Source organism: Enterobacter sp. GER_MD16_1505_Eko_090, assembly GCF_003331015.1.
Taxonomy (GTDB): domain Bacteria; phylum Pseudomonadota; class Gammaproteobacteria; order Enterobacterales; family Enterobacteriaceae; genus Enterobacter; species Enterobacter roggenkampii.
In genome coordinates this window covers 64,434-89,146 of record NZ_PUQF01000013.1, presented here as the reverse complement: position 1 = coordinate 89,146, position 24,713 = coordinate 64,434, and the positions used below count along the sequence as shown (strand labels likewise).

General features: G+C 56.3%; 23 protein-coding genes. 16 read left to right on the top strand and 7 right to left on the bottom strand.

The features are described from left to right. The first annotated feature begins 2 nt into the window (after positions 1–2). The 10 genes from kdsD to npr all read left to right on the top strand — a co-directional run bounded on the left by kdsD (position 3) and on the right by npr (position 6,931). Positions 3–989 (top strand): arabinose-5-phosphate isomerase KdsD, encoded by a 987-nt coding sequence (gene kdsD, locus C6A40_RS15805; RefSeq protein WP_008501450.1) that lies wholly within the window; start codon positions 3–5, stop codon positions 987–989. Positions 990–1,003: 14 nt separating this feature from the next. Beyond that, a complete protein-coding gene (gene kdsC, locus C6A40_RS15800; protein ID WP_008501449.1) occupies positions 1,004–1,570 on the top strand; it encodes a 3-deoxy-manno-octulosonate-8-phosphatase KdsC in 567 nt (188 codons plus the stop codon). Further along, on the top strand, positions 1,567–2,142 hold the full coding sequence (gene lptC / locus C6A40_RS15795) for an LPS export ABC transporter periplasmic protein LptC (protein ID WP_021242266.1): 576 nt from the start codon (positions 1,567–1,569) through the stop codon (positions 2,140–2,142). Before kdsC ends, lptC begins: the two co-directional genes overlap by 4 nt. Further along, a complete protein-coding gene (gene lptA, locus C6A40_RS15790) occupies positions 2,111–2,665 on the top strand; it encodes a lipopolysaccharide ABC transporter substrate-binding protein LptA (RefSeq protein ID WP_008501447.1) in 555 nt (184 codons plus the stop codon). Before lptC ends, lptA begins: the two co-directional genes overlap by 32 nt. Positions 2,666–2,671: 6 nt before the next feature. Further along, positions 2,672–3,397, top strand: coding sequence for an LPS export ABC transporter ATP-binding protein (lptB, locus tag C6A40_RS15785; RefSeq protein WP_008501446.1), 726 nt, complete (start codon positions 2,672–2,674; stop codon positions 3,395–3,397). Between the two features lie 47 nt (positions 3,398–3,444). Further along, the gene (gene rpoN, locus C6A40_RS15780; protein WP_008501445.1) at positions 3,445–4,878 is read left to right on the top strand and encodes an RNA polymerase factor sigma-54; all 1,434 of its coding nucleotides are present in this window, start codon (positions 3,445–3,447) and stop codon (positions 4,876–4,878) included. A 22-nt stretch (positions 4,879–4,900) separates the two neighbouring features. Next, complete coding sequence (gene hpf / locus C6A40_RS15775) at positions 4,901–5,188, top strand: ribosome hibernation promoting factor (protein WP_008501444.1); 288 nt, start codon at positions 4,901–4,903, stop codon at positions 5,186–5,188. A gap of 82 nt (positions 5,189–5,270) precedes the next feature. Beyond that, on the top strand, positions 5,271–5,762 hold the full coding sequence (gene ptsN / locus C6A40_RS15770; protein WP_008501443.1) for a PTS IIA-like nitrogen regulatory protein PtsN: 492 nt from the start codon (positions 5,271–5,273) through the stop codon (positions 5,760–5,762). A 45-nt stretch (positions 5,763–5,807) separates the two neighbouring features. Further along, on the top strand, positions 5,808–6,662 hold the full coding sequence (gene rapZ / locus C6A40_RS15765; protein WP_008501442.1) for an RNase adapter RapZ: 855 nt from the start codon (positions 5,808–5,810) through the stop codon (positions 6,660–6,662). Beyond that, positions 6,659–6,931, top strand: coding sequence for a PTS phosphocarrier protein NPr (npr, locus tag C6A40_RS15760; protein ID WP_003861872.1), 273 nt, complete (start codon positions 6,659–6,661; stop codon positions 6,929–6,931). Before rapZ ends, npr begins: the two co-directional genes overlap by 4 nt. A 41-nt stretch (positions 6,932–6,972) precedes the next feature. On the opposite strand, the gene mtgA is transcribed toward npr, so the two are convergent. The 5 genes from mtgA to lptF all read right to left on the bottom strand — a co-directional run bounded on the left by mtgA (position 6,973) and on the right by lptF (position 13,232). Beyond that, entirely contained in the window at positions 6,973–7,698 is a 726-nt protein-coding gene (gene mtgA / locus C6A40_RS15755; RefSeq protein WP_008501440.1) for a monofunctional biosynthetic peptidoglycan transglycosylase, read from the bottom strand. Beyond that, complete coding sequence (gene elbB, locus C6A40_RS15750; protein ID WP_032653621.1) at positions 7,695–8,348, bottom strand: isoprenoid biosynthesis glyoxalase ElbB; 654 nt, start codon at positions 8,346–8,348, stop codon at positions 7,695–7,697. The genes mtgA and elbB overlap by 4 nt, the downstream gene beginning before the upstream one ends. A 232-nt stretch (positions 8,349–8,580) precedes the next feature. Beyond that, on the bottom strand, positions 8,581–10,914 hold the full coding sequence (gene arcB / locus C6A40_RS15745; protein WP_008501438.1) for an aerobic respiration two-component sensor histidine kinase ArcB: 2,334 nt from the start codon (positions 10,912–10,914) through the stop codon (positions 8,581–8,583). Between the two features lie 135 nt (positions 10,915–11,049). After that, positions 11,050–12,132, bottom strand: coding sequence for an LPS export ABC transporter permease LptG (gene lptG / locus C6A40_RS15740; protein WP_008501437.1), 1,083 nt, complete (start codon positions 12,130–12,132; stop codon positions 11,050–11,052). Next, complete coding sequence (lptF, locus tag C6A40_RS15735; protein ID WP_021242268.1) at positions 12,132–13,232, bottom strand: LPS export ABC transporter permease LptF; 1,101 nt, start codon at positions 13,230–13,232, stop codon at positions 12,132–12,134. The genes lptG and lptF overlap by 1 nt, the downstream gene beginning before the upstream one ends. A gap of 266 nt (positions 13,233–13,498) precedes the next feature. Here lptF and pepA point away from each other — a divergent pair, with 266 nt between their 5' ends. The 5 genes from pepA to ahr all read left to right on the top strand — a co-directional run bounded on the left by pepA (position 13,499) and on the right by ahr (position 20,156). Beyond that, on the top strand, positions 13,499–15,010 hold the full coding sequence (gene pepA, locus C6A40_RS15725; RefSeq protein WP_008501434.1) for a leucyl aminopeptidase: 1,512 nt from the start codon (positions 13,499–13,501) through the stop codon (positions 15,008–15,010). A 117-nt stretch (positions 15,011–15,127) separates the two neighbouring features. After that, a complete protein-coding gene (gene holC, locus C6A40_RS15720) occupies positions 15,128–15,571 on the top strand; it encodes a DNA polymerase III subunit chi (RefSeq protein ID WP_008502815.1) in 444 nt (147 codons plus the stop codon). After that, positions 15,571–18,426, top strand: coding sequence for a valine--tRNA ligase (locus tag C6A40_RS15715; RefSeq protein WP_045334597.1), 2,856 nt, complete (start codon positions 15,571–15,573; stop codon positions 18,424–18,426). The genes holC and C6A40_RS15715 overlap by 1 nt, the downstream gene beginning before the upstream one ends. A gap of 123 nt (positions 18,427–18,549) precedes the next feature. Further along, a complete protein-coding gene (locus C6A40_RS15710; RefSeq protein WP_008502817.1) occupies positions 18,550–19,053 on the top strand; it encodes a GNAT family N-acetyltransferase in 504 nt (167 codons plus the stop codon). A gap of 83 nt (positions 19,054–19,136) precedes the next feature. Then, positions 19,137–20,156 carry an NADPH-dependent aldehyde reductase Ahr gene (ahr, locus tag C6A40_RS15705; protein WP_021242270.1) on the top strand — a complete coding sequence of 340 codons (1,020 nt, stop codon included), beginning with the start codon at positions 19,137–19,139 and terminating at the stop codon, positions 20,154–20,156. A 43-nt stretch (positions 20,157–20,199) separates the two neighbouring features. On the opposite strand, the gene C6A40_RS15700 is transcribed toward ahr, so the two are convergent. Then, positions 20,200–21,840 (bottom strand): dihydroxyacetone kinase subunit DhaK, encoded by a 1,641-nt coding sequence (locus C6A40_RS15700; RefSeq protein WP_058657824.1) that lies wholly within the window; start codon positions 21,838–21,840, stop codon positions 20,200–20,202. Positions 21,841–21,977: 137 nt separating this feature from the next. Between C6A40_RS15700 and C6A40_RS15695 the strand changes: the two genes are divergently transcribed. Further along, positions 21,978–23,480: a helicase HerA-like C-terminal domain-containing protein gene (locus tag C6A40_RS15695; protein WP_008502820.1), complete on the top strand. Its 1,503-nt coding sequence runs from the start codon at positions 21,978–21,980 to the stop codon at positions 23,478–23,480. On the opposite strand, the gene C6A40_RS15690 is transcribed toward C6A40_RS15695, so the two are convergent. Then, entirely contained in the window at positions 23,460–24,401 is a 942-nt protein-coding gene (locus C6A40_RS15690; RefSeq protein ID WP_114191315.1) for a TIGR01212 family radical SAM protein, read from the bottom strand. The two genes, C6A40_RS15695 and C6A40_RS15690, sit on opposite strands and share 21 nt — an antisense overlap. Positions 24,402–24,713: the final 312 nt, after the last annotated feature.

Sequence of the window (24,713 nt, the reverse complement as noted above, 5' to 3'; positions counted from 1 at the left end):
TTATGTCGCAAATAGAATTGCAGCCGGGTTTTGACTTTCAGAAAGCAGGCAAAGACGTTCTGGAGATTGAACGTGAAGGTCTGGCGCAGTTAGATCAGTACATTAATCAGGATTTTAGTCTGGCATGTGAGAAGATATTCTACTGCGCCGGCAAAGTCGTGGTGATGGGGATGGGCAAGTCCGGCCACATTGGACGCAAAATGGCGGCAACCTTTGCCAGTACCGGCACCTCTTCTTTCTTTGTCCACCCGGGGGAGGCCGCGCACGGGGACCTGGGTATGGTCACGCCGCAGGATATCGTCATCGCGCTCTCCAACTCCGGTGAGTCCAATGAAATCCTGGCGCTCATCCCGGTTCTGAAGCGACTGCAGGTGCCGCTGATTTGCATGACCAGCCGTCCGGAAAGCAGCATGGCGCGTGCAGCCGATATTCACCTGTGCGTGAAGGTTCCTAAGGAGGCCTGTCCGCTCGGTCTGGCGCCGACCTCCAGCACCACCGCTGCACTGGTCATGGGCGATGCGCTTGCCGTGGCGCTGCTTGAAGCCCGTGGCTTTACGCCGGAAGATTTCGCGCTTTCCCACCCGGGCGGCGCGCTGGGGCGCAAGCTCCTGCTGCGGGTAAACGATATTATGCACACCGGGGATGAGATCCCTCACGTCAGTAAAGAAGCCTCCCTGCGTGATGCGCTGCTGGAAATCACCCGTAAGAATCTGGGGATGACGGTCGTGTGCGACGATCTGATGAAAATTCAGGGGATCTTCACCGATGGCGACCTGCGTCGCGTGTTCGATATGGGTGTCGATGTCCGCACGCTCGGCATTGCCGACGTGATGACGCCGGGCGGTATCCGCGTGCGTCCGGGTACGCTGGCCGTGGATGTGCTGAACCTGATGCAGTCCCGCCATATCACCTCCGTTATGGTTGCCGATGGCGACCAGTTGCTGGGTGTGGTACATATGCATGATCTGCTGCGCGCAGGCGTAGTGTAATGAAGGATAAGACAATGAGTAATGCGGGTGCATCCCTTGCAACCTGTTATGGTCCGGTCAGTACGCAGATGATGGCAAAGGCGGAAAACATTCGTCTGCTCATCCTCGATGTGGATGGGGTTCTCTCCGACGGCCTGATTTACATGGGCAATAATGGTGAAGAGCTGAAGGCGTTTAACGTTCGCGACGGCTACGGTATCCGCTGTGCGCTCACCTCGGGGATTGAGGTGGCGATCATCACCGGACGAAACGCTAAACTGGTAGAAGACCGCTGTGAAACTTTAGGTATTACCCATCTGTATCAGGGTCAATCCGATAAGATGGCGGCGTTCAATGATTTACTGGGTAAACTGGCTATCGCACCGGAAAACGTGGCCTACGTCGGGGACGACCTGATTGACTGGCCGGTGATGGCTGAAGTTGGGCTGAGCATCGCCGTTGCCGATGCGCATCCGCTGCTGATCCCGCGCGCCGACTACGTTACCCACATCAACGGTGGCCGCGGCGCTGTCCGTGAAGTCTGCGATCTGCTTCTGCTGGCGCAGGGCAAGCTTGATGAGGCCAAAGGGCAATCGATATGAGTAAAACCAGACGTTGGATTATCATTTTGCTTTCGCTTGTCGCACTGGTATTGATTGGCGTGAACCTTGCCGATCGCGACGATACGCAAACGGAAGTGATCAACAATACCGATCCAACCTATAAAAGCGATCACAGCGACACCGTGGTCTACAGCCCGGAAGGCGCGCTGAACTATCGCCTGATTGCCCAGCATGTTGAATATTTTTCCGATGATGGCGTTTCATGGTTTACCCAACCTGTGATGACCACATTTGATAAAGACAAAGTGCCGACGTGGTCAATTAAGTCAGATCGGGCCAAACTGACAAATGACCGTATGCTTTATCTGTATGGCCACGTTGAAGTCAACGCCCTGACCGCTGACTCGCAACTGCGAAAAATTACGACGGATAATGCCCAGATCAACCTGGTAACCCAGGACGTGACCTCGCAGGATCTGGTCACACTGTATGGCACAACATTTAATTCCAGCGGTTTAAGAATGCGCGGGAACTTACGCAGCAAGAACGCCGAGCTGATTGAAAAGGTTAGAACCTCCTATGAAATTCAAAACAAACAAACTCAGCCTTAAAGTAATTATCGCCAGCGCGATGCTGGCGGCCAGTCTCCCCGCGCTTGCTGTAACGGGCGATACCGACCAGCCGATCCATATTGAGTCCGACACCCAGTCTCTCGATATGCAGGGTAACGTCGTCACCTTCACGGGTAACGTCGTCATGACCCAGGGCACCATCAAAATCAACGCCGACAAAGTGGTCGTAACCCGTCCGGGTGGCGAGCAGGGCAAAGAGATTATCGATGGCTATGGTAATCCGGCGACCTTCTACCAGATGCAGGACAACGGCAAGCCGGTGAAAGGCCGCGCTACGCACATGCACTATGAGCTGGCGAAGGATCTGGTCATCCTGACCGGGAATGCGTATCTGGAACAGCTGGACAGCAACATTACCGGCGACCAGATTACCTATCTGGTTAAAGAGCAAAAAATGCAGGCCTCCAGCGAGAAAGGCAAACGCGTGACCACCGTACTGGTTCCGTCGCAGCTGCAGGACAAAGGCAAGGGCCAGGCCCCGGCACAGAAGAAGAGTAACTAATTCGTTATGGCAACATTAACTGCAAAAAACCTCGCGAAGGCCTATAAGGGCCGCCGTGTCGTAGAAGATGTCAGTCTGACCGTCAACTCCGGCGAAATCGTGGGGCTGCTTGGCCCGAACGGTGCGGGTAAAACGACCACCTTCTACATGGTGGTGGGTATTGTGCCGCGCGATGCCGGCAACATTATCATTGACGATGAAGACATCAGCCTTCTGCCGCTGCACGCGCGCGCGCGTCGCGGGATCGGCTATCTGCCGCAGGAAGCCTCCATTTTCCGTCGTCTCAGCGTTTACGACAACCTGATGGCGGTCCTGCAAATTCGTAACGACTTGACCAACGAACAGCGTCAGGACCGTGCTAACGAGCTGATGGAAGAGTTCCACATTGAGCATTTGCGCGACAGCCTCGGTCAGGCACTCTCCGGGGGCGAACGCCGTCGCGTTGAGATTGCGCGTGCGCTGGCCGCAAACCCGAAATTTATCCTTCTGGATGAACCGTTTGCGGGCGTTGACCCCATCTCCGTTATCGACATTAAACGTATCATTGAGCACCTGCGCGACAGCGGGCTTGGCGTACTGATCACCGACCACAACGTGCGTGAAACGCTGGCCGTATGTGAACGCGCCTATATTGTCAGCCAGGGCAATCTGATCGCCCACGGTACGCCGCAGCAGATCCTCGAAGACGATCATGTTAAGCGCGTCTATCTTGGGGAAGACTTCAGACTCTGATAGGGTAGAGGTAACGTAACGCCGAACCGGAGAAAAATGCTCTGAACATGAAGCAAGGTTTGCAATTAAGGCTCAGCCAACAACTGGCGATGACGCCGCAGCTACAGCAGGCAATTCGCCTGTTGCAACTGTCCACGTTAGAACTTCAGCAGGAGCTCCAGCAGGCGCTGGACAGTAACCCCCTGCTGGAACAAACCGATCTTCATGACGAGGTAGATACCCAGCAATCGCAGGATACTGAAGCGCTCGATACCGCGGATGCACTCGAACAAAAAGAGATGCCCGACGAGCTTCCGCTTGATGCCAGCTGGGATGAAATCTACACCGCCGGAACCCCTTCCGGTACGCGTGCGGACTACCAGGACGATGAGCTACCGGTCTATCAGGGCGAAACCACCCAGTCGCTGCAGGATTACCTGATGTGGCAGGTGGAACTCACCCCCTTCTCCGATACCGACCGCGCGATTGCCACGTCCATTGTCGATGCCGTTGACGACACCGGCTATTTGACCGTCACCCTCGACGATATACTGGAAAGCATGGGCGACGACGAGATTGAGCTTGAGGAAGTCGAAGCCGTTCTGAAGCGCATCCAGCGTTTCGATCCGGTAGGCGTAGCCGCAAAAGATCTGCGCGACTGCCTGCTGATTCAGCTTTCTCAGTTCAGTAAAGAGACGCCATGGCTCGAGGAGGCGCGCGCGATCATCAGCGATCATCTGGATCTGCTGGCGAACCACGATTTCCGCACCCTGATGCGAGTCACGCGCCTGAAGGAAGAGGTGCTGAAAGAAGCGGTGAATCTGATCCAGTCGCTCGATCCGCGCCCCGGTCAGTCGATCCAGACCAGCGAGCCCGAGTACGTGATCCCGGATGTGCTGGTCAGAAAACACAACGGCCGCTGGGTCGTTGAACTGAATTCAGACAGCATCCCTCGCCTGCAAATCAACCAGCAGTATGCCTCCATGTGCACCAGCGTGCGTAACGACGCCGACAATCAATATATTCGTAGCAATTTGCAGGAAGCGCGATGGCTGATCAAAAGTCTGGAGAGCCGAAATGATACGCTGCTACGCGTCAGCCGCTGTATTGTCGAACAGCAGCAGGCGTTCTTTGAGCAGGGCGAAGAGTATATGAAACCGATGGTGCTGGCGGATATCGCCCAGGCCGTCGAGATGCATGAATCAACCATTTCCCGTGTCACCACGCAGAAGTATCTGCACAGTCCACGCGGTATTTTTGAGCTTAAGTATTTCTTCTCCAGCCATGTGAATACCGAGGGCGGCGGCGAAGCGTCGTCAACGGCCATTCGTGCTCTGGTGAAGAAGTTGATCGCCGCGGAGAATCCCGCGAAGCCACTAAGCGACAGTAAGTTAACCACCATGCTGTCCGATCAGGGTATTATGGTGGCACGTCGTACTGTTGCGAAGTATCGAGAGTCTTTATCCATTCCGCCGTCCAACCAGCGTAAACAGCTGGTCTGACACAACCGATAAGGAAGACACTATGCAGCTCAACATCACTGGACAAAACGTCGAAATTACTGAGGCTTTACGCGACTTTGTGAACGCGAAGTTTGCAAAACTCGAGCAGTATTTCGAAAGGATCAATCAGGTCTACATTGTGTTGAAAGTGGAGAAAGTGACTCATATCTCGGATGCCACCCTGCATGTTAACGGGGGGGAACTGCATGCCAGTGCGGAAGGGCAAGACATGTACGCTGCTATCGACGGCTTGATTGATAAGCTTGCGCGACAGCTCAATAAACATAAAGATAAACTGAAACAACACTAATTGTCCGGGCAGTTAACGGGTGCAGGACGGCCTGTTGTGAAACACAACAGGCCATTTGTACAGTTAGCGCTTAGGTGAAATTATGATGAACAACGATTCCGCTCTTCAACTGAGCAATGTCCTTAACCAGGAATGTACCCGCAGTGCGGTTCACTGCCAGAGCAAAAAACGTGCGCTGGAAATCATCAGTGAACTGGCCGCAAAACAGCTGGGCCTGCCGCCGCAGGTGGTGTTCGAAGCGATTCTGACCCGTGAAAAGATGGGCAGTACCGGTATCGGCAACGGCATCGCAATCCCGCACGGCAAGCTGGAAGAGGATACCCTGCGTGCCGTCGGTGTGTTTGTGCAGCTTGAAACACCGATCGCTTTTGATGCCATTGACAACCAGCCCGTCGATCTCCTCTTCGCGCTGCTGGTGCCTGCTGACCAGACGAAAACCCATCTGCATACGCTGTCGCTGGTCGCCAAACGTCTGGCTGATAAAACCATTTGCCGTCGACTGCGCTCGGCTCAAAGTGATGAAGAGCTCTATCAAATTATCACCGAAGCAGAAGGCAATCAGGATGATGCATAACCAGGAGATGGCCTTCACATCTGTTGTCCTGAGGAGAAACGGAACATGGTGCTGATGATTGTCAGCGGTCGTTCAGGGTCGGGGAAATCCGTGGCTCTGCGCGCGCTGGAAGACATGGGTTTTTACTGCGTCGATAACCTGCCGGTCGTGTTGTTGCCCGACCTGGCCCGTACGCTTGCGGAGAGACAGACCTCGGCCGCCGTCAGTATCGACGTTCGTAACATGCCGGAATCGCCAGAGATCTTCGAGCAGGCAATGAGTAACCTGCCTGACACGTTCTCGCCTCAGCTGCTGTTCCTCGATGCAGACCGGAATACCCTGATCCGCCGCTACAGCGACACCCGTCGTTTGCACCCGCTTTCCAGTAAGAACCTCTCCCTGGAGAGCGCAATCGATGAAGAGAGCGATCTGCTGGAGCCGCTGCGTTCTCGCGCCGACCTGATTGTCGACACCTCTGAGATGTCCGTTCACGAGCTGGCGGAAATGCTGCGTACCCGGTTGTTGGGTAAACGCGAGCGCGAACTGACGATGGTGTTCGAATCCTTTGGCTTCAAGCACGGTATCCCGATTGATGCGGATTATGTTTTCGACGTGCGCTTCCTGCCGAACCCGCACTGGGATCCGAAACTGCGTCCTATGACCGGTCTGGATAAACCCGTCGCGGCCTTCCTCGACAGGCACACAGAAGTTCACAATTTTATCTACCAGACGCGAAGCTACCTTGAGCTATGGTTACCTATGCTGGAGACAAACAATCGCAGCTACCTGACGGTAGCGATTGGCTGTACCGGCGGTAAACATCGTTCGGTCTACATCGCCGAACAGCTGGCCGACTACTTCCGCTCGCGCGGAAAGAACGTTCAGTCCCGTCATCGCACGCTGGAAAAACGTAAAACATGACCGTAAAACAGACCGTTGAGATCACCAATAAGCTGGGCATGCATGCGCGCCCGGCGATGAAGCTGTTTGAGCTGATGCAGGGTTTCGATGCAGAAGTTCTGCTGCGGAATGACGAAGGTACCGAAGCGGAGGCGAACAGCGTGATTGCGCTGCTGATGCTGGATTCCGCCAAAGGGCGTCAGATTGAAGTCGAAGCCACCGGCCCCCAGGAAGAGGAAGCGCTGGCGGCGGTGATTGCGCTGTTTAACGCAGGGTTCGACGAAGATTAAGGTCTCTGCCCTTCAGGCGGGTGGCGCTGCGCTTACCCGCCCTACATAAGTTTGTTGCTCTCCATAAACCCTTCTCCTCCCAACTGACGCATCTGGCGCATAATCCACGCCTGACGGCTTCGCACGTAACCTGACGGGGCACTGGCTTTAAAGCGGAGGGGATTAGGCAGAACAGCCGCGAGCAGCGCCGCCTCAGACATGCTCAGCTTGCTGGCGGGTTTATTAAAATAGCGTTGTGATGCAGCTTCGACACCAAATACCCCGTCGCCAAACTCGGCAACGTTGAGATACACGGTCAGAATGCGCTTTTTGCTCCAGACTGTTTCCATGCCCAGGGTGAGCCCCGCTTCCAGCCCCTTTCGCACCCAGCTACGGCCGTCCCACAGAAACAGATTTTTGGCCGTCTGCTGCGACAACGTTGACGCGCCGCGCACGCGGTTTTCATGGCGTTCGTTATGCGCCAGCGCCTTCTCAATGGCCGCAACGTCGAACCCCCAGTGCTCCGGGAATTTCTGATCCTCCGCTGCGATGACCGCCAGCCCCATGAACGGAGAGATCTCGTCCATGCTTACCCAGTCAGAATGGGCAACATAGCCGAAATCGCCGCTGAGCCACGCGCCGAGCTGACGCTCAACCATCACGGCAGAGAACGGGACCGGCATAATGCTGAACACGGCCAGCCCGCCTCCCCAGAACACCGCCATGACGAGAACGATGCGTAGAAGAAGGCGTTTCACCCATGCGCCTGCGGAAAACGGACGCCTCATTCCGTCAGCACCAGCACGCGGGCGACCAGTTTTTCAATGCCCACGGCGGCTTCCGCGATATTCTTCGCCAGCATATACGCAGGCGTGGTGACAATCTTGTTATCTTCATCAACCACAATGTCATCCACCGGGCACGGAACGTGTTCGCCCCCCATTTCTTCGACAATCTCTGCGGTATCAATATCCGTCCCGATGGTCAGGCGCAGCGGGAAATCAAAAATTTTAGGCAACATCGCCGGTGCGATACAGATAAAGCCCAGCGGTTTTCCTGCCGCATGCATGGCCTGCGACAGCGCTTTGAGATGAGGATCGATCTGACACTCCGCGCCCTGCGCGGCAAAGGTACTGAGATTTTTGGCTGCGCCAAACCCACCCGGCACAATGAGCGCATCAAGCTCTGCAGGGTCTGCCTGAATAAGAGGATGGATGTCACCTCGCGCAATGCGCGCGGCTTCAATCAGCACGTTACGGGTTTCCGCCATCGGCTCACCGGTCAGATGGTTAATCACATCCGCCTGATTTTTGTCCGGTGCAAAACAAATCACCTCGGCTCCCTGCTTAGCCAGGGCCAGCAGCGTGATGACGGCTTCGTGTATCTCAGAGCCATCGTAAACACCGCATCCGCTTAGCACGACACCAATCTTTTTCATCATGACAATCCTTTTCTGCAACTTGCTGAAGCACATTAATAATTTTGATTAAAACGCTATGCTTCACACATTTCACTGATTCATGTAACAAACCATTTAAGATTTGCTATCTTATCTGCGTGCGGCCTAAATTTTTCAGGCAGCGCCCTTTCAAAAATAACGTTTAAAAACAGGCGCAGCCACGATTTCCCTGGTGTTGGCGCAGTATTCGCGCACCCCGGTTAATCCGGGGTCATTTTTTTCTGGCGTCAACCCAGGCTTTTAGCACCGCCACATCGTTTTGCCATTCCTGTTTCATCTCTTCAACCCAATCACCCACGTTATCTTCCCATGCAGGTAAATCAGGCGACTGAATCTGTTGCCCCAACTGCTGCAGATGGCGTAAGCCAACCGAGCCGGCGGCACCTTTGATTTTATGTCCTTCTTCCACGATACCCTTCTGGTCACGGGCCGTCAGGTTGGATTCCAGCACGCTCAGATAGCCCGGCATCATTTTTTCGAACACCGCCAGACCGTCGGTAATCAGTTTCGGCCCCACCAGATCGATGTACTGCTCCAGCATCGCGGTATCGAGTATCGTTTGGGCTTTTGCGCTATCAACAGACGTCATGGTGCTCTCCTCTTCATCATGGGTATCCCAGAATTTTTTGATCATAGCGGTCAGAGCAGGCACCGCCAGCGGCTTGCTGAGTACATCGTCCATACCGGCATCGAGATACTCTTTTTTATCTTTCAGCACGTTCGCCGTCAGGGCAACCAGCGGCGGCAGTTCGTCGGCCGCGTACTGACGCGTCAACTCGCGCGAGATATCCAGCCCGGTCATATCCGGTAATTGAATATCCAGCAGAACAAGATCGTATTCGCCTGGTTTAAACATCTCCAGCGCGGCTTTACCGGTCATCGCGACATCCACGCTGTTGCCCAGTTTTTCCAGTACAGAGCGCGCCACAATTACGTTCAGCTCAATATCTTCCACCAGCAGGACGTGCAGGGCAGGCAGCGGCATATCGTCATTTTCAAAGGTATCCTCTACCTCTTCCGCCACCGCAGGGGCATGGACCGTCAGCGTGAAGGTTGACCCTTTGCCCGGCTGGCTGGCAACGGTGATATCGCCGCCCATACTCTTCGCCAGACGTTTAGACACCGCCAGGCCAATGCCCGTACCGGTGGCCGGTTTCCCACCGTTGCTGTCCTTCACCTGATAGTACATGGCGAAGATTTTGTCCTGCTCCTCCAGCGGAATACCCATCCCGGAGTCTTCCACCTCGAAGTGCAGCATGTCACCTTCGTCATAGCGGATACGCACCGCAACCTTTCCTTTCTGGGTAAATTTCACCGCGTTGCTGATCAGGTTCCACAGGATCTGGCGCAGTCGCGTGCCGTCCGTCACCACTTTATGCGGCAGCGGCAGGGTTGGCTCCATGACAAAGCTCAGTCCCTTCTGCTGCGCCTGCAGACCAGAGAGGTTTTCCAGATCGGCAAGGAAGCTGGTGAAATCCACAGGCTGGTTATCAAGCTGAACTTTACGGCGCTCCATCTTATCCATATCAATAATATCGTTGAAGATATTACCCAGCGTGACCGCTGAAACATGGATAGTCTTGAGGTATTTTTCCTGCTCTGCGGTCAGGTCGGTATCCAGCAGAATACGGCTCAACCCGACGATGCCGTTAAGCGGTGTACGCAGCTCGTGGCTGATGGTGGAGATAAAGGTGGTCTTGTCGCGGCTGGCGCGCTCCAGGGCATCCTGATAGCGCTTACGCTCGGTAATATCGCGGCCAAAGCCCATCAGGCCGTGGCGTTTCCCCACGCGGTCATAGTAGGGCACCTTACGGATCTCAAAGCAGGCTTTGCGCCCGTCCGGGTAATCCAGCCACTGCTCATAGGTCAGTGAGACGTTATGACGGAAGACTTTTTCGTCGGTCTCCATGACCTTGGCCGCCGCCTCTTCAGAGTAAACGTCCTGCGGCTTCAGGTGTATCAGCTGCTTCTCGCTTTTCCCGGTGAGCAACTCCATCGCCCGGTTACAGCCGGAAAACTCTTTATCTTCATTACGGTAGAACACCAGATCCGGCGACGCATCCAGGAACGATCGCAGGAAAGAAGATTGCTGCTCAAGCTGGATCTGCGTGACCTCGCGCTCTTTCATTTCGATTTTCAGCTGCTCCAGGGTGGCCTGACGCTCGGCCTCCGCTTTCTCACGATCTGAAATCTCCTGATTCAGCTGCGCAATGTTGTCTTTGAGCTGGACGTTGAGCTTCAGGTCGCGCTCGCGCATCTCTTCCAGCTTATCCACCAGCTTAGACAAACGCTGACGGGACTCTTCCAGCTGTTCAACCACCACGGAAAGGAAATAGACCGCCCAGGGAGTAATAAGCAAGCCAAAGAAGATGGAGCGGATGACGTCGATACTCTCGACCTGACCATGCAGAACCATGGTAACCGCCATTTGCACGACAATGGCCAGAACGACCAGCGCCAGCGCAAGCAGCATGGAAAAACGCACCAGCCCAAGCTTCATCATCAGGTCGACGTAATACTGGGCAAGCATTCGAATTTGCTTCATAGAGGATCCCTTCACGACGTTATCGCTCAATAATACTCAAATTCGCGGCGGGACGTTGAAGGTTGTGAGAAAAAGTGCGGGGTGAAACAGGAGATTAGCCTCGCTCCCGGGTAACCGGAAGCGAGGAGGGGTCAATCAGGAGCGTTTCAACAGCAGCCAGAGACTGATCAGGAGGAAGCTGGCGCTTGGCAGCAGCGCACCGATAATCGGCGGAATGCCATAAACCAGCGTCAGCGGACCGAAGATCTGATCGAGCACGTAGAACACAAAGCCGAAGCTGATGCCGGTCACGACGCGGACCCCCATCGGCACGCTGCGCAACGGACCGAAGATAAACGACAGCGCCATCAGCATCATTACCGCCACGGACATCGGCTGGAAGATTTTGCTCCACATGTTGAGCTGATAGCGTCCCGCATCCTGTCCGCTCGACTTCAGGTATTTCACATAGTTGTGTAAACCACTGATGGAGAGCGCGTCAGGATCCAGCGCCACGACGCCGAGCTTATCGGGCGTCAGGTTGGTTTTCCACGTACCGGTTACCGTCTGAGAACCCGTAATCTGTTTCGGATCGGTCAGGTCAGATTCATCAACCTGGGACAACCGCCACTGCTTATGTTCGGCGTCAAACTTCGCCGAAGAGGCGTGGCGAACGGACTGCAGACGGCGCTGGTCATCAAAAGCATAGATGCTCACCCCGCCCAGTTCATCATTCCCCTTCACCCGTTCGATGTAGACGAAGTTTTTACCGTCTTTCGCCCATAAACCTTGCTGAGTCGAGAGCAGTGAGCCGCCGTACATCGCCTGAGCACGATAGTTACGCGCCATCTGTTCGCCCTGCGGCGCGACCCACTCGCCAATCGCCATGGTCAACAGCACCAGGGGGATGGCGGTTTTCATTACCGACAGCGCGACCTGCATACGGGTAAAACCCGAAGCCTGCATAACGACCAGCTCACTGCGCTGCGCCAGCATCCCCAGCCCCAGCAGCGCCCCCAGCAGGGCCGCCATCGGGAAGAAGATCTGCACATCTTTCGGCACGCTGAGCAGGGTATACATCCCCGCGCCCAGCGCGTCATAGCTCCCCTGCCCGGCTTTTTTCAGCTGATCGACAAATTTGATAATGCCGGAGAGGGACACCAGCATGAACAACGTCATCATGATGGTGGTAAAAATGGTTTTACCGATATAGCGATCAAGAACGCCAAACGCCTGCATTAGATGGCTCCTTTACGCGAGAATCGGGCACGTATGCGGCGCACAGGCACCGTATCCCACAGGTTTAACCCCAGCGCCAGTAAGATGTACAGGCTGTTAACGAACCATGTCCAGACCATAGGGTCCAGCTTACCCTTCGCGCCGTTGGAACGAATCGAGGTTTGCAGCAGGAAATAGATCAGGTAAAGCAGCATCGCTGGCAGCATAGAGAGCACGCGTCCCTGACGCGGGTTCACCACGCTCAGCGGAACGACAATCAGCGCCATCATAAACACGGTGAAGACAAGCGTAATACGCCAGTGGAACTCAGCACGCGCTCGGTTGGTATCGGTATTCCAGAGGGTACGCATGTCCATTTGCTCGGTATCCGTTGGATCGAGCGCCACGGTCTGATGGCCGATAATGGCCTGATAGTTCTGGAAATCCGTAATGCGGAAGTCACGCAGCATCGCGGTGCCTTCGAAACGGGTGCCTTTGTTCAGCGTCACGACCTGAGAACCATCTTTGCGCTGAGCAAGCTGACCGGAGTCGGCAACCACCACAGAAGGACGCGCGTTACCTTTGGGACGCAGCTGCGCCAGGAAGACATCGTTGAATTTGCTGCCGTCAACGCTCTCAATAAACAGCACGGAGTTTCCGTCGGTTGCCTGCTGGAACTGTCCCTGGGCTAACGCCGCCATGCCGGGGTTGGCTTTCGCTTCGGCCAGCACTTCGTCCTGATGGCGAGAAGACAGAGGACCCGCCCACATCACATTCACCGCCGCAACGATACCCGTGAACAGCGCCAGTATCATGGCGGCTTTGACCAGCACCGCTTTGCTCAGGCCACAGGCATGCATCACCGTGATTTCACTCTCGGTGTAGAGTTTCCCAAGCGTCATGAGCAGGCCAAGGAAAAGACTTAGCGGCAGGATAAGCTGCGCCATTTCCGGGATCCCTAAACCAAGCAGGGAAAGCACCAGATTTGTTGGAATTTCGCCGTCAACGGCCGCACCGAGGATCTTAACCAGCTTCTGACAGAAAAAAATCAGCAGCAGGATGAAGAGGATCGCCAGTTGGCTTTTGAGCGTCTCCCGCACCAGATATCTTATGATTATCACTTTAAATACGCCCGTAAAAACCCGTCTCTTTGCTGGAAAATCGCTTGTTTCATGGCTTAAACGTCATTTATTCTCTTGAGTCGTCGAAATCATCGCTAAGATTAAAACATCCGGCGGATTCACGCTTCAGGACTTTTTCTGACGTGTCGAAACCGTAGTAACGTAAGATTAACACGAAGTCACCACAACAGCGGACATGAGTTACGAAAGGTTTCAATTCTATCCGTAGCCGCCGCCGTTGTCTTTAAGATTCAGGAGCGTAGTGCATGGAGTTCAGTGTAAAAAGCGGTAGCCCGGAGAAACAGCGGAGTGCCTGCATCGTTGTGGGCGTCTTTGAACCACGCCGACTCTCCCCGATCGCCGAACAACTCGATAAAATCAGTGACGGCTATATTAGCGCCCTGCTGCGCCGTGGCGAACTGGAAGGCAAACCTGGGCAGACGCTGTTACTGCACCATGTTCCGAACGTACTGTCAGAGCGCATTCTGCTGATTGGCTGCGGCAAAGAACGCGAGCTGGATGAACGTCAGTACAAGCAGGTGATTCAGAAAACCATCAATACGCTGAATGATACCGGTTCAATGGAAGCGGTATGCTTCCTGACCGAGCTGCACGTTAAAGGGCGTAACACCTACTGGAAAGTGCGTCAGGCAGTCGAAACGGCAAAAGAGAGCCTGTACAGCTTCGATCAGCTGAAGACCAATAAAAGCGAGCCGCGTCGTCCGCTGCGTAAAATGGTCTTTAACGTGCCAACCCGTCGCGAGCTGACCAGCGGCGAGCGCGCGATCCAGCACGGTCTGGCGATTGCCGCCGGTATTAAAGCGGCAAAAGATCTCGGCAACATGCCGCCGAACATCTGTAACGCCGCTTACCTCGCCTCTCAGGCGCGCCAGCTGGCCGACGCCTACAGCAAAAACGTGATTACCCGCGTCATCGGCGAACAGCAGATGAAAGAGCTGGGAATGCACTCTTACCTGGCGGTCGGTAACGGCTCGCAGAACGAATCCCTGATGTCGGTTATCGAGTACAAGGGCAACCCGGCCGAAGACGCGCGCCCTGTCGTGCTGGTCGGTAAAGGCCTGACCTTCGATTCCGGCGGTATCTCCATCAAGCCTGCCGAAGGCATGGATGAGATGAAATACGACATGTGCGGCGCGGCGGCGGTTTACGGCGTGATGCGCATGGTCGCGGAGCTTCAGCTGCCGATCAACGTGATCGGCGTCCTGGCGGGCTGCGAAAACATGCCCGGCGGTCGCGCGTATCGCCCGGGTGACGTCCTGACCACCATGTCTGGCCAGACGGTAGAAGTGCTGAACACCGACGCCGAAGGCCGTCTGGTACTCTGTGACGTGTTGACCTACGTTGAGCGCTTCGAGCCGGAAGCGGTCATTGACGTCGCCACGCTCACCGGTGCCTGCGTGATTGCCCTTGGCCACCACATTACCGGCCTGATGTCTAACCATAATCCGCTGGCGCACGAGCTGATTAGCGCCTCGGAGCAGGCCGGTGACCGCGCATGGCGTCTGCCGCTGGGTGACGAATATCAGGAGCAGCTGGAGTCTAACTTCGCGGATATGGCGAACATCGGCGGACGTCCTGGCGGGGCGATCACCGCGGGATGCTTCCTGGCGCGCTTCACCCGCAAGTACAACTGGGCGCACCTGGATATCGCGGGCACCGCATGGCGCTCCGGTAAGGCAAAGGGCGCAACCGGTCGTCCGGTGGCGCTGCTGTCGCAGTTCCTGCTCAATCGTGCGGGTTTTAACGGCGACGAGTGATATAAAGTGCCGGGTGGCGGCTTCGCCTTACCCGGCCTACACGCCACTCAACCGTAGGCCGGGTAAGCGAAGCGCCACCCGGCTTTGCATTTAAATCCACGACAAGAAGCCCCATATATGAAGAATGCAACGTTCTACCTTCTGGACAACGACACCCATCAGGATGGACTCAGCGCCGTCGAACAGCTGGTGTGTGAAATTGCCGCAGAACGTTGGCGCGCAGGCAAACGCGTGTTGATCGCCTGTGAAGATGAGCAGCAGGCGATTCGTCTCGATGAAGCGCTGTGGGCCCGCCCGCCTGAGAGCTTTGTTCCGCATAACCTGTCAGGCGAAGGGCCACGCGGCGGGGCGCCGGTGGAAATTGCCTGGCCGCAAAAGCGCAACAGCAGCGCGCGCGACATTCTGATTAGCCTGCGGATAGATTTTGCAGATTTTGCCACCGCTTTCACAGAAGTGGTAGACTTTGTCCCTTACGAAGAATCCTTGAAACAACTGGCGCGCGAACGCTATAAAGCGTACCGCCTGGCTGGTTTTAACCTGAATACGGCAACCTGGAAATAATGGAAAAGACATATAACCCACGCGATATCGAACAGCCGCTTTACGAGCACTGGGAACAGCAGGGCTATTTCAAGCCTAACGGCGACGAAAGCAAAGAGTCCTTCTGCATCATGATCCCGCCGCCGAACGTCACCGGCAGTTTGCATATGGGTCATGCTTTCCAGCAGACCATCATGGACACCATGATCCGCTACCAGCGCATGCAGGGCAAAAACACCCTGTGGCAGGCGGGGACTGACCACGCGGGTATCGCGACCCAGATGGTGGTTGAGCGTAAAATTGCCGCTGAAGAAGGGAAAACCCGCCACGACTACGGTCGCGACGCGTTCATCGACAAAATCTGGCAGTGGAAAGCGGAATCTGGCGGCACCATTACCCGTCAGATGCGCCGTCTCGGCAACTCCGTGGACTGGGAGCGCGAGCGCTTCACCATGGATGAAGGCCTTTCCAACGCCGTGAAAGAAGTCTTCGTCCGCCTGTACAAAGAAGACCTGATTTACCGCGGCAAGCGCCTGGTTAACTGGGATCCAAAACTGCGCACCGCGATTTCCGATCTGGAAGTGGAAAACCGCGAGTCTAAAGGCTCCATGTGGCACATCCGCTATCCGCTGGCCGACGGCGCAAAAACCGCTGACGGTAAAGATTACCTGGTGGTCGCGACCACCCGTCCGGAAACCCTGCTGGGCGATACCGGCGTGGCCGTTAACCCGGAAGATCCGCGTTATAAAGATCTGATTGGCAAATTCGTGGTGCTGCCGCTGGTAAACCGCCGTATTCCGATTGTGGGCGACGAACACGCCGACATGGAAAAAGGCACCGGCTGCGTGAAAATCACCCCGGCGCACGACTTCAACGACTATGAAGTGGGTCGTCGTCACGCCCTGCCGATGATCAACATTCTGACCTTCGACGGCGATATCCGCGAAAGCGCAGAAGTGTACGACACCAAAGGCAACGAATCCGACGTTTATTCCAGCGACATCCCGGCCGAGTTCCAGAAGCTGGAACGCTTTGCCGCGCGTAAAGCCATCGTGGCTGCTGTTGACGCACTCGGCCTGCTGGAAGAGATCAAACCTCACGATCTGACCGTGCCATACGGCGACCGTGGCGGCGTGGTTATCGAGCCAATGCTGACCGACCAGTGGTACGTGCGTGCCGACGTGCTGGCGAAACCGGCTGTGGAAGCGGTTGAAAACGGCAGCATTCAGTTCGTGCCGAAGCAGTACGAAAACATGTACTTCTCCTGGATGCGCGATATTCAGGACTGGTGTATCTCCCGTCAGCTGTGGTGGGGTCACCGTATCCCGGCATGGTACGACAACGAAGGCAACGTGTACGTTGGCCGCTGCGAAGATGAAGTGCGCCAGGAAAACAACCTGAGCGCTGACGTTGCCCTGCGTCAGGACGAAGACGTGCTGGATACCTGGTTCTCCTCCGCGCTGTGGACCTTCTCCACCCTCGGCTGGCCAGAAAACACCGACGCGCTGCGTCAGTTCCACCCAACCAGCGTGATGGTGTCCGGCTTCGACATTATCTTCTTCTGGATTGCCCGCATGATCATGATGACCATGCACTTCATCAAAGACGAAGACGGCAAGCCGCAGGTTCCGTTCCATACCGTCTACATGACCGGTCTGATCCGCGACGATGAAGGCCAGAAGATGTCCAAATCCAAGGGTAACGTCATTGACCCGCTGGATATGGTTGACGGTATTTCTCTGGAAGAGCTGCTGGAAAAACGCACCGGCAACATGATGCAGCCTCAGCTGGCGGAGAAAATCCGCAAGCGCACCGAGAAGCAGTTCCCGAACGGGATTGAGGCTCACGGTACCGACGCCCTGCGCTTCACCCTGGCAGCGCTGGCCTCGACCGGCCGTGACATCAACTGGGACATGAAGCGTCTGGAAGGTTACCGTAACTTCTGTAACAAGCTGTGGAACGCCAGCCGCTTCGTGCTGATGAACACCGAAGATCAGGATTGCGGCTTCAACGGCGGCGAGATGACCCTCTCCCTGGCCGACCGCTGGATCCTGGCGGAATTCAACCAGACCGTGAAAGCGTTCCGCGACGCGCTGGACAGCTACCGCTTCGATATCGCGGCGGGCATTCTGTATGAATTCACCTGGAACCAGTTCTGTGACTGGTATCTGGAGCTGGCGAAGCCGGTCATGAACGGCGGCACTGAGGCGGAACTGCGCGGCACGCGCAACACGCTGATTACCGTTCTGGAAGGCCTGCTGCGCCTGGCGCATCCGGTTATTCCATTCATCACCGAGACCATCTGGCAGCGCGTGAAGGTGATTGCAGGCATCAACGCCGACACCATCATGCTGCAGCCGTTCCCGGCATTCGATGCGGCTAAGGTTGATGAAGCGGCGTCTGCGGATACCGAGTGGCTGAAGCAGGCGATCGTGGCGGTACGTAACATTCGTGCAGAAATGAACATCGCGCCGGGCAAACCGCTGGAGCTGCTGCTGCGCGGCTGTAGCGAAGCGGCCGTTCGTCGCGTCACCGAGAACAACACCTTCCTGAAAACCATGGCGCGTCTGGAAAGCATCACCGTGCTGCCTGCTGATGACAAAGGTCCGGTTTCCGTGACCAAAATCATCGACGGTGCCGAGCTGCTGATCCCGATGGCGGGTCTGATCGACAAAGACGCTGAGCTGGCTCGTCTGGCGAAAGAAGTGGCGAAAGTCGACGTGGAAATTGGCAAAATCGAAAGCAAGCTGGCGAACGAAGGCTTTGTTGCCCGCGCGCCGGAAGCGGTCATCGCGAAAGAGCGTGAGCGTCTGGTTGCCTTCGCCGATGCGAAGACCAAGCTGATTGAGCAGCAGGCGGTTATCGCTGCCCTGTAATGCTTTTACCCCTTACGCTTCAGGGCGTAAGGGGTAACCTTCCTGAAAACTCCTCGCTTGCACTCCCCTTTCTGCGGTGCTATTAACAGCAGTTATGTGTCAATTTTTGTAATGAGTAATGCTATGAGCGTGATTACCCCCGTCGCGACGACGATGCGCCGGATCGCTGAGCAGGATAACCCGGCTATCGCCGCCGTTATTCGCACCGTTTCTGCCGAATATGGACTGACGGCTGACAAGGGCTACACGGTTGCCGACCCGAATCTGGACGCGCTTTTCCAGCTCTACAGCCAGCCTGGTCATGCCTACTGGGTCATCGAGCAGAACGGTCAGGTCGTGGGCGGCGGCGGCGTGGCACCCCTCAGCTGCAGCGAGCCGGATATCTGCGAACTGCAGAAAATGTATTTCCTGCCAACGGCACGCGGACAAGGACTGGCAAAAAAGCTGGCGCTGATGGCGCTGGACCACGCGCGCAAGCAGGGTTTTACCCGCTGCTACCTTGAAACGACCGCCTTCCTCAAAGAGGCCATCGGCCTGTATGAACATCTGGGCTTTGAGCATATCGATGCGCCGCTGGGCTGTACCGGCCACGTTGATTGCGAAGTCAGGATGCTGAAAAGTCTGTAACTTTCGTTCCTGCCCTCTTCTGTTAAGCGGCTGTAAACTGAATGCTCTACACTCTCAGTTCACACCACAACGGGGGAAACACGATGTCGAAGATAAAAAGCTACGCCGCACCGCAGGCGGGTGCAGAACTTGAGCTGTACGAGTACGATGCGGGCGAACTAAAAGCAGAAGACGTCGAAGTACAGGTTGATTACTGCGGGATCTGCCACTCGGATCTCTCGATGATCGACAACGAATGGGGCTTCTCCAGCTATCCGCTGGTTGCCGGGCACGAAGTTATTGGCCGCGTCGTGGCGCTCGGTAGCGCCGCGCAGGACAAAGGGCTCAAAGTGGGCCAGCGCGTGGGCATTGGCTGGACGGCACGCAGCTGCGGTCACTGCGATGCCTGTATCAGCGGCAATCAAATCAACTGCCTCGAAGGCGCCGTTCCCACCATTCTCAACAAAGGTGGTTTTGCCGATAAACTGCGCGCCGACTGGCAATGGGTTATCCCACTACCGGACAGCATTGATATCGAATCCGCCGGTCCGCTGCTGTGTGGCGGCATCACCGTCTTCAAGCCGCTGCTGATGCACCATATCACCGCCACCAGCCGCGTCGGCGTCATCGGTATCGGCGGACTGGGGCATATTGCCATTAAGCTGCTGCACGCGATGGGCTGTGAAGTCACGGCGTTCAGCTCGAACCCGGCGAAAGAGAAAGAAGTGCTGGCAATGGGTGCGGATAAAGTGGTGAACAGCCGCGATCCGCAGGCGCTGAACGCGCTGGCGGGTCAGTTTGACCTGATCATCAACACCGTTAACGTGGATCTCGACTGGCAGCCGTACTTTGAAGCGCTGGCCTACGGCGGTAACTTCCACACCGTGGGTGCGGTAATGAAGCCGCTGCCGGTTCCGGCGTTTACCCTGATCGGCGGGGATCGCAGCATCTCCGGTTCTGCAACCGGTACGCCGTACGAGCTGCGCAAACTGATGAAATTCGCCGGACGCACCAAAGTGGCGCCGACCACCGAACTGTATCCGATGTCAAAAATCAACGAAGCGATCCAGCACGTGCGCGACGGCAAAGCCCGCTACCGCGTGGTGCTGAAAGCAGATTTCTGATGTGAGTTTGCCGGGTGGCGGCTTCGCCTTACCCGGCCTACTTTCACTGCTGCGCCAATACGTTAAATACTTCCGCGACCGCGACCGCTCCCGGATCCATCACCCCATCCAGGTTCTCTTTATTGACATACGACGAGCGTCCCGCGCCGGCTTTCGCCATCTTCGACGTTGCTTCTGCGCCCTGCTGCGCGGCCTGCGCTGCCGCCTGAATATTGCCTTTCTGTAACGCCTCCAGCGCCGGTTGCAGCGCATCGATCAGCGTGCGATCGCCGAGATCTGCCCCGCCGTACTGCTTCATCTGCGCAAGTCCACTGAGCAAGGCCTCCGGGAGCGTCTGACCATCGTGAAGCTTTTGCCCGGCCGCGGTAAAGAAGATCGACATCAGCACGCCGCTCGACCCGCCCATTACCGTAGCCAGCCGCTCGCCAACCAGTAACAGCAGCTTAGGCACGTCATTAAGCGGGAGCGCGTTCTCCTCCAGGCGCTGCGCAATATCCCGCGCCCCTTGCGCAAAGGTAGAGCCGGTATCGCCATCCCCCACTTTAGCATCCAGCGCGTTCAGGCGGTTTTCGAGCTGGAGCAGCGTTGTCGTCACGGAGGAGACAAACGCACGCACCTGTGGATTGTCAGACGGAGTGTACTCCACACGGTCATGAATGGCGCTATGCGCCACGGTGCGCAGTGGCGCAAACGCCACGGGCTTCTGCCAGCCCAGCGTCTCGACATCAGCGTGAATCGCCTTTTCGAAGAAATCAGTGAGCTTCAGCAGCGTCAGCGAAAAGCCTTTCATATCCAGCGCGCTGACCAGCGGCGCTGGGCCAATCAGGTACGCGATATTCTCTTTCAGCGCCGAGTGCGCCAGCTCTTTGGTCAGCAGCGCCATCTCCAGCGCCGATACGCCGCCAAGATTGTTAATCAGCACCGCAAAACGCCCCTCCCCCGCCTGCGCGCGTAACGGCGTCACCAGGGTATCGATAATGGCTTTGCTGTTTTGCGTATCCACCACGGAAGCCCCGGGCTCGCCGTGAATGCCCAGGCCCAGCTCGACATGGCCTTGCTTAATGCGCCCCTCTTCATCGTCGCTGCCCGGCAGGTTGCACGTTTGCATCGCTACGCCCAGGCTCCAGAGGTTATCGCAGGCCTGTTGCGCAATATCCCGCACCTCGCTCAGGGATTTCCCCTGTTCCGCCGCATAGCCCGCAATCTTGTGCACCAGCGCCGTGCCGGCAATACCGCGCGGCTGCTTGTTATCCGGCAGCGCGATATCGTCCGCCACAATCACCATCTCCACCTTCAGGCCGTAGCGTTTGGCCTTTTCAGCGGCCAGGCCGAAGTTCAGGCGGTCGCCGGTGTAGTTTTTGACGATCAGCAGACAGCCGCGATCGCCCGTGACCGCGACGATGGCATTCAGTACCGCATCCACGCTCGGCGAGGCAAACAGATCACCGCACACTGCCGCCGTCAGCATCCCTTTGCCAACAAACCCGGCGTGTGCGGGTTCATGGCCTGAGCCGCCGCCGGAAATTACCGCCACGCGGCTTTTATCCCAGTCGCCGCGCGCGACGATCCGGATGGCCGGATCGATATCAAGCTTGACGAGATTGGCATGTGGCGCAGAGAGCAATATGCCTTCAATGGCATCGTTGACCAGCTGTTTGCGATCGTTAAAGAAGAATCTGGACATAGTTTCCCACTATTTTGTGAACCGTATGCAAAAGCATAGTCCGCGCTGGATAATGCGCCGCAAAGTCAGCAATTTACTCAGCCGTTTTACCGTCAGGTTGCCTATACTCCACCCAGGACTACGAGAGGAAGCGCATCATGAGTACACCATTGTTAATTGCCCGGACGCTGGAAAAAGAGCTCTATTTACTGCCCGCGATGGCGAACCGCCACGGTCTGATCACCGGCGCGACCGGGACGGGGAAAACCGTCACCCTGCAAAAGCTGGCGGAGTCGCTTTCAGAGATTGGCGTACCGGTCTTTATGGCTGACGTAAAAGGCGATTTAACCGGTGTGGCTCAGGAAGGGACCGCCTCTGAAAAACTGCTCGAACGGCTGAAGAATATCGGCATCACGGACTGGACGCCGCACGGTAACCCGGTGGTGGTATGGGACATCTTCGGTGAAAAAGGCCACCCGGTGCGCGCCACCGTCTCCGATCTCGGTCCCTTGCTGCTGGCCCGTTTGCTTAACCTCAACGACGTGCAGTCCGGCGTGTTGAATATCATCTTCCGTATTGCCGATGACCAGGGGTTGCTGCTGCTTGATTTCAAAGATCTGCGCGCCATTACGCAGTACATCGGCGATAACGCCAAATCCTTCCAGAACCAGTACGGCAACATCAGCAGCGCCTCGGTGGGCGCAATTCAGCGTGGCCTACTGACGCTGGAGCAACAGGGTGCCGAGCACTTCTTCGGCGAGCCAATGCTGGATATCAAAGACTGGATGCGCACCGACAGCAGCGGCAAAGGGATTATTAACATCCTGAGCTCCGAAAAGCTCTACCAGATGCCGAAACTCTACGCCGCCAGCCTGCTGTGGATGCTCTCTGAACTTTACGAACAGCTGCCAGAGGCGGGCGACCTTGAGAAGCCGAAGCTGGTGTTCTTCTTTGATGAAGCGCACCTGCTGTTCAACGATGCACCGCAGGTGCTGCTGGACAAGATCGAGCAGGTTATCCGCCTGATCCGCTCCAAAGGCGTCGGCGTCTGGTTTGTCTCGCAAAACCCGTCGGATATCCCCGACAACGTGCTCGGGCAGCTCGGCAACCGCGTGCAGCATGCCCTGCGCGCCTTTACGCCGAAAGATCAGAAAGCGGTGAAAGCCGCCGCGCAAACCATGCGCGCCAATCCCGCCTTTGATACCGAAGCGGCGATTCAGGCGTTAGGCACCGGTGAAGCGCTGATCTCGTTCCTCGATGCGAAGGGTAGCCCGTCCGTGGTGGAACGCGCCATGGTCATTGCACCTTGCTCGCGCATGGGGCCGGTGACCGACGATGAACGCAACGGCCTGATTAACCACTCACCGGTTTACGGGAAGTACGAAGACGAGGTGGATCGCGAATCTGCTTTCGAGATGCTGCAAAAAGGAGTCCAGGCGACAACGGAATCGCAGGATGCGCCTGCCGCTAAAGGGCAGTCTGTCGCCGTGGATGACGGCATTCTTGGTGGACTCAAAGACATCCTGTTCGGCAGCACCGGGCCGCGCGGCGGCAAACGCGACGGCGTAGTGCAGACCATGGCGAAAAGCGCCGCGCGACAGGTCACCAATCAGATCGTGCGCGGCATGCTGGGGAGTTTGTTAGGCGGCCGTCGCCGGTAGACGCGGAACCCACGGGCGGCCCAGCGCCGAACCCTGTACGCCGTTCTCCTGCAGGTAGCGGTCAATTTCCACCATCCCCGTCCAGCGGTTCTCACACCACAGCGGTGCCAGAAGCGTTGGACGGCGGGCGCTGGCCGAGATGCGGTGGTAGACAATCTCCGGTGGCGTGTGGCGAATCATCCCCCCCGCCGTCACCGTATAGTCCTCAAGCTCGATACCGCTTAACCGCCCGGCCTCCCAGGCTTTCGCCATAATGCTGCCCTTCACGATATGCAGCGGATGAAGCTTGATGCCGTCCACGCCGGTTTCAACGACTTTTTCCAGCGTTTCAAAGGCATGCTGTTGACCTTCGCCGGGCAGACCGACAATCAGATGTGAACAGACCTTCAGCCCGCGCTCGCGTGCCAGCCGCGTGGTGCGCTGGTAGCAGGCGAAATCATGGCCACGGTTGATACGGTGCAGCGTTTTGTCATGTGCGGTTTGCAAGCCCAGCTCCAGCCAGATCTCGTAGCCTTGTTCTTTGTACTCGCTGAGCAGGTCCAGCACCGCGTCCGGTACGCAGTCCGGGCGGGTTCCCACGCACAGCCCAACGATGTTGGCCTGGCTGACGGCCTGCTGATACATCGATCGCAATACCTGCACCTCCGCCCACGTGCTGGTGTAAGCCTGAAAATAGGCCAGATACTGCTTCGCACGGTTCACCAGGCTGGCCTGATGAGCAAGCTGTTCAGCGATAGAGTTATGTTGCTGTGCTTCATCGGCAAACGACGCAACGTTACAGAAGGTGCAGCCTCCGCGCCCGATGGTGCCGTCGCGATTCGGGCAGCTAAACCCGCCGTGCAGCGTCAGCTTATGAACCTTTTGCCCGTAGCGCTGCAAAAGATCCCCACCAAACATATTGACTAATTTCTGTAACTGCATAATCTGATAGACCGTCCCGGAGAAAGGGGACAAGCCTGCCATTTTTAGCCTCTGTCGGCGATGACCTGGATCAATCGCCCTGGACGGCCTTTATCTATATGAATAAATACTCAGGATTACTGCAATTTCATTCACGCCGCATGTGATTACTTTTCCTTATGTTCTGATTGTTTTTTTCATTTATAGCGCCATCACTGAAAAACAGTGTGTTTATGCGGGTTTGCGACCAATGCCAGATTATTGTTCTGCTATAAAACCGCTATTCAGCACGCTACATGGATAATACCGCTTTCATATAGTGAGTCAGATCAC

Bases quoted from the DNA above. Each gene is read 5' to 3' on its own strand.
- lptG (WP_008501437.1), bottom strand. From the start codon at position 12,132: ATGCAGGCGTTTGGCGTTCTTGATCGCTATATCGGTAAAACCATTTTT.
- holC (WP_008502815.1), top strand. From the start codon at position 15,128: ATGAAGAATGCAACGTTCTACCTTCTGGACAACGACACCCATCAGGAT.
- C6A40_RS15715 (WP_045334597.1), top strand. From the start codon at position 15,571: ATGGAAAAGACATATAACCCACGCGATATCGAACAGCCGCTTTACGAG.
- C6A40_RS15690 (WP_114191315.1), bottom strand. From the start codon at position 24,401: ATGCAGTTACAGAAATTAGTCAATATGTTTGGTGGGGATCTTTTGCAG.
- rpoN (WP_008501445.1), top strand. From the start codon at position 3,445: ATGAAGCAAGGTTTGCAATTAAGGCTCAGCCAACAACTGGCGATGACG.
- rapZ (WP_008501442.1), top strand. From the start codon at position 5,808: ATGGTGCTGATGATTGTCAGCGGTCGTTCAGGGTCGGGGAAATCCGTG.
- C6A40_RS15710 (WP_008502817.1), top strand. From the start codon at position 18,550: ATGAGCGTGATTACCCCCGTCGCGACGACGATGCGCCGGATCGCTGAG.
- C6A40_RS15700 (WP_058657824.1), bottom strand. From the start codon at position 21,840: ATGTCCAGATTCTTCTTTAACGATCGCAAACAGCTGGTCAACGATGCC.
- mtgA (WP_008501440.1), bottom strand. From the start codon at position 7,698: ATGAGGCGTCCGTTTTCCGCAGGCGCATGGGTGAAACGCCTTCTTCTA.
- lptB (WP_008501446.1), top strand. From the start codon at position 2,672: ATGGCAACATTAACTGCAAAAAACCTCGCGAAGGCCTATAAGGGCCGC.
- arcB (WP_008501438.1), bottom strand. From the start codon at position 10,914: ATGAAGCAAATTCGAATGCTTGCCCAGTATTACGTCGACCTGATGATG.
- pepA (WP_008501434.1), top strand. From the start codon at position 13,499: ATGGAGTTCAGTGTAAAAAGCGGTAGCCCGGAGAAACAGCGGAGTGCC.
- hpf (WP_008501444.1), top strand. From the start codon at position 4,901: ATGCAGCTCAACATCACTGGACAAAACGTCGAAATTACTGAGGCTTTA.
- ahr (WP_021242270.1), top strand. From the start codon at position 19,137: ATGTCGAAGATAAAAAGCTACGCCGCACCGCAGGCGGGTGCAGAACTT.
- lptA (WP_008501447.1), top strand. From the start codon at position 2,111: ATGAAATTCAAAACAAACAAACTCAGCCTTAAAGTAATTATCGCCAGC.
- kdsD (WP_008501450.1), top strand. From the start codon at position 3: ATGTCGCAAATAGAATTGCAGCCGGGTTTTGACTTTCAGAAAGCAGGC.
- npr (WP_003861872.1), top strand. From the start codon at position 6,659: ATGACCGTAAAACAGACCGTTGAGATCACCAATAAGCTGGGCATGCAT.
- ptsN (WP_008501443.1), top strand. From the start codon at position 5,271: ATGATGAACAACGATTCCGCTCTTCAACTGAGCAATGTCCTTAACCAG.
- lptC (WP_021242266.1), top strand. From the start codon at position 1,567: ATGAGTAAAACCAGACGTTGGATTATCATTTTGCTTTCGCTTGTCGCA.
- C6A40_RS15695 (WP_008502820.1), top strand. From the start codon at position 21,978: ATGAGTACACCATTGTTAATTGCCCGGACGCTGGAAAAAGAGCTCTAT.
- elbB (WP_032653621.1), bottom strand. From the start codon at position 8,348: ATGAAAAAGATTGGTGTCGTGCTAAGCGGATGCGGTGTTTACGATGGC.
- kdsC (WP_008501449.1), top strand. From the start codon at position 1,004: ATGAGTAATGCGGGTGCATCCCTTGCAACCTGTTATGGTCCGGTCAGT.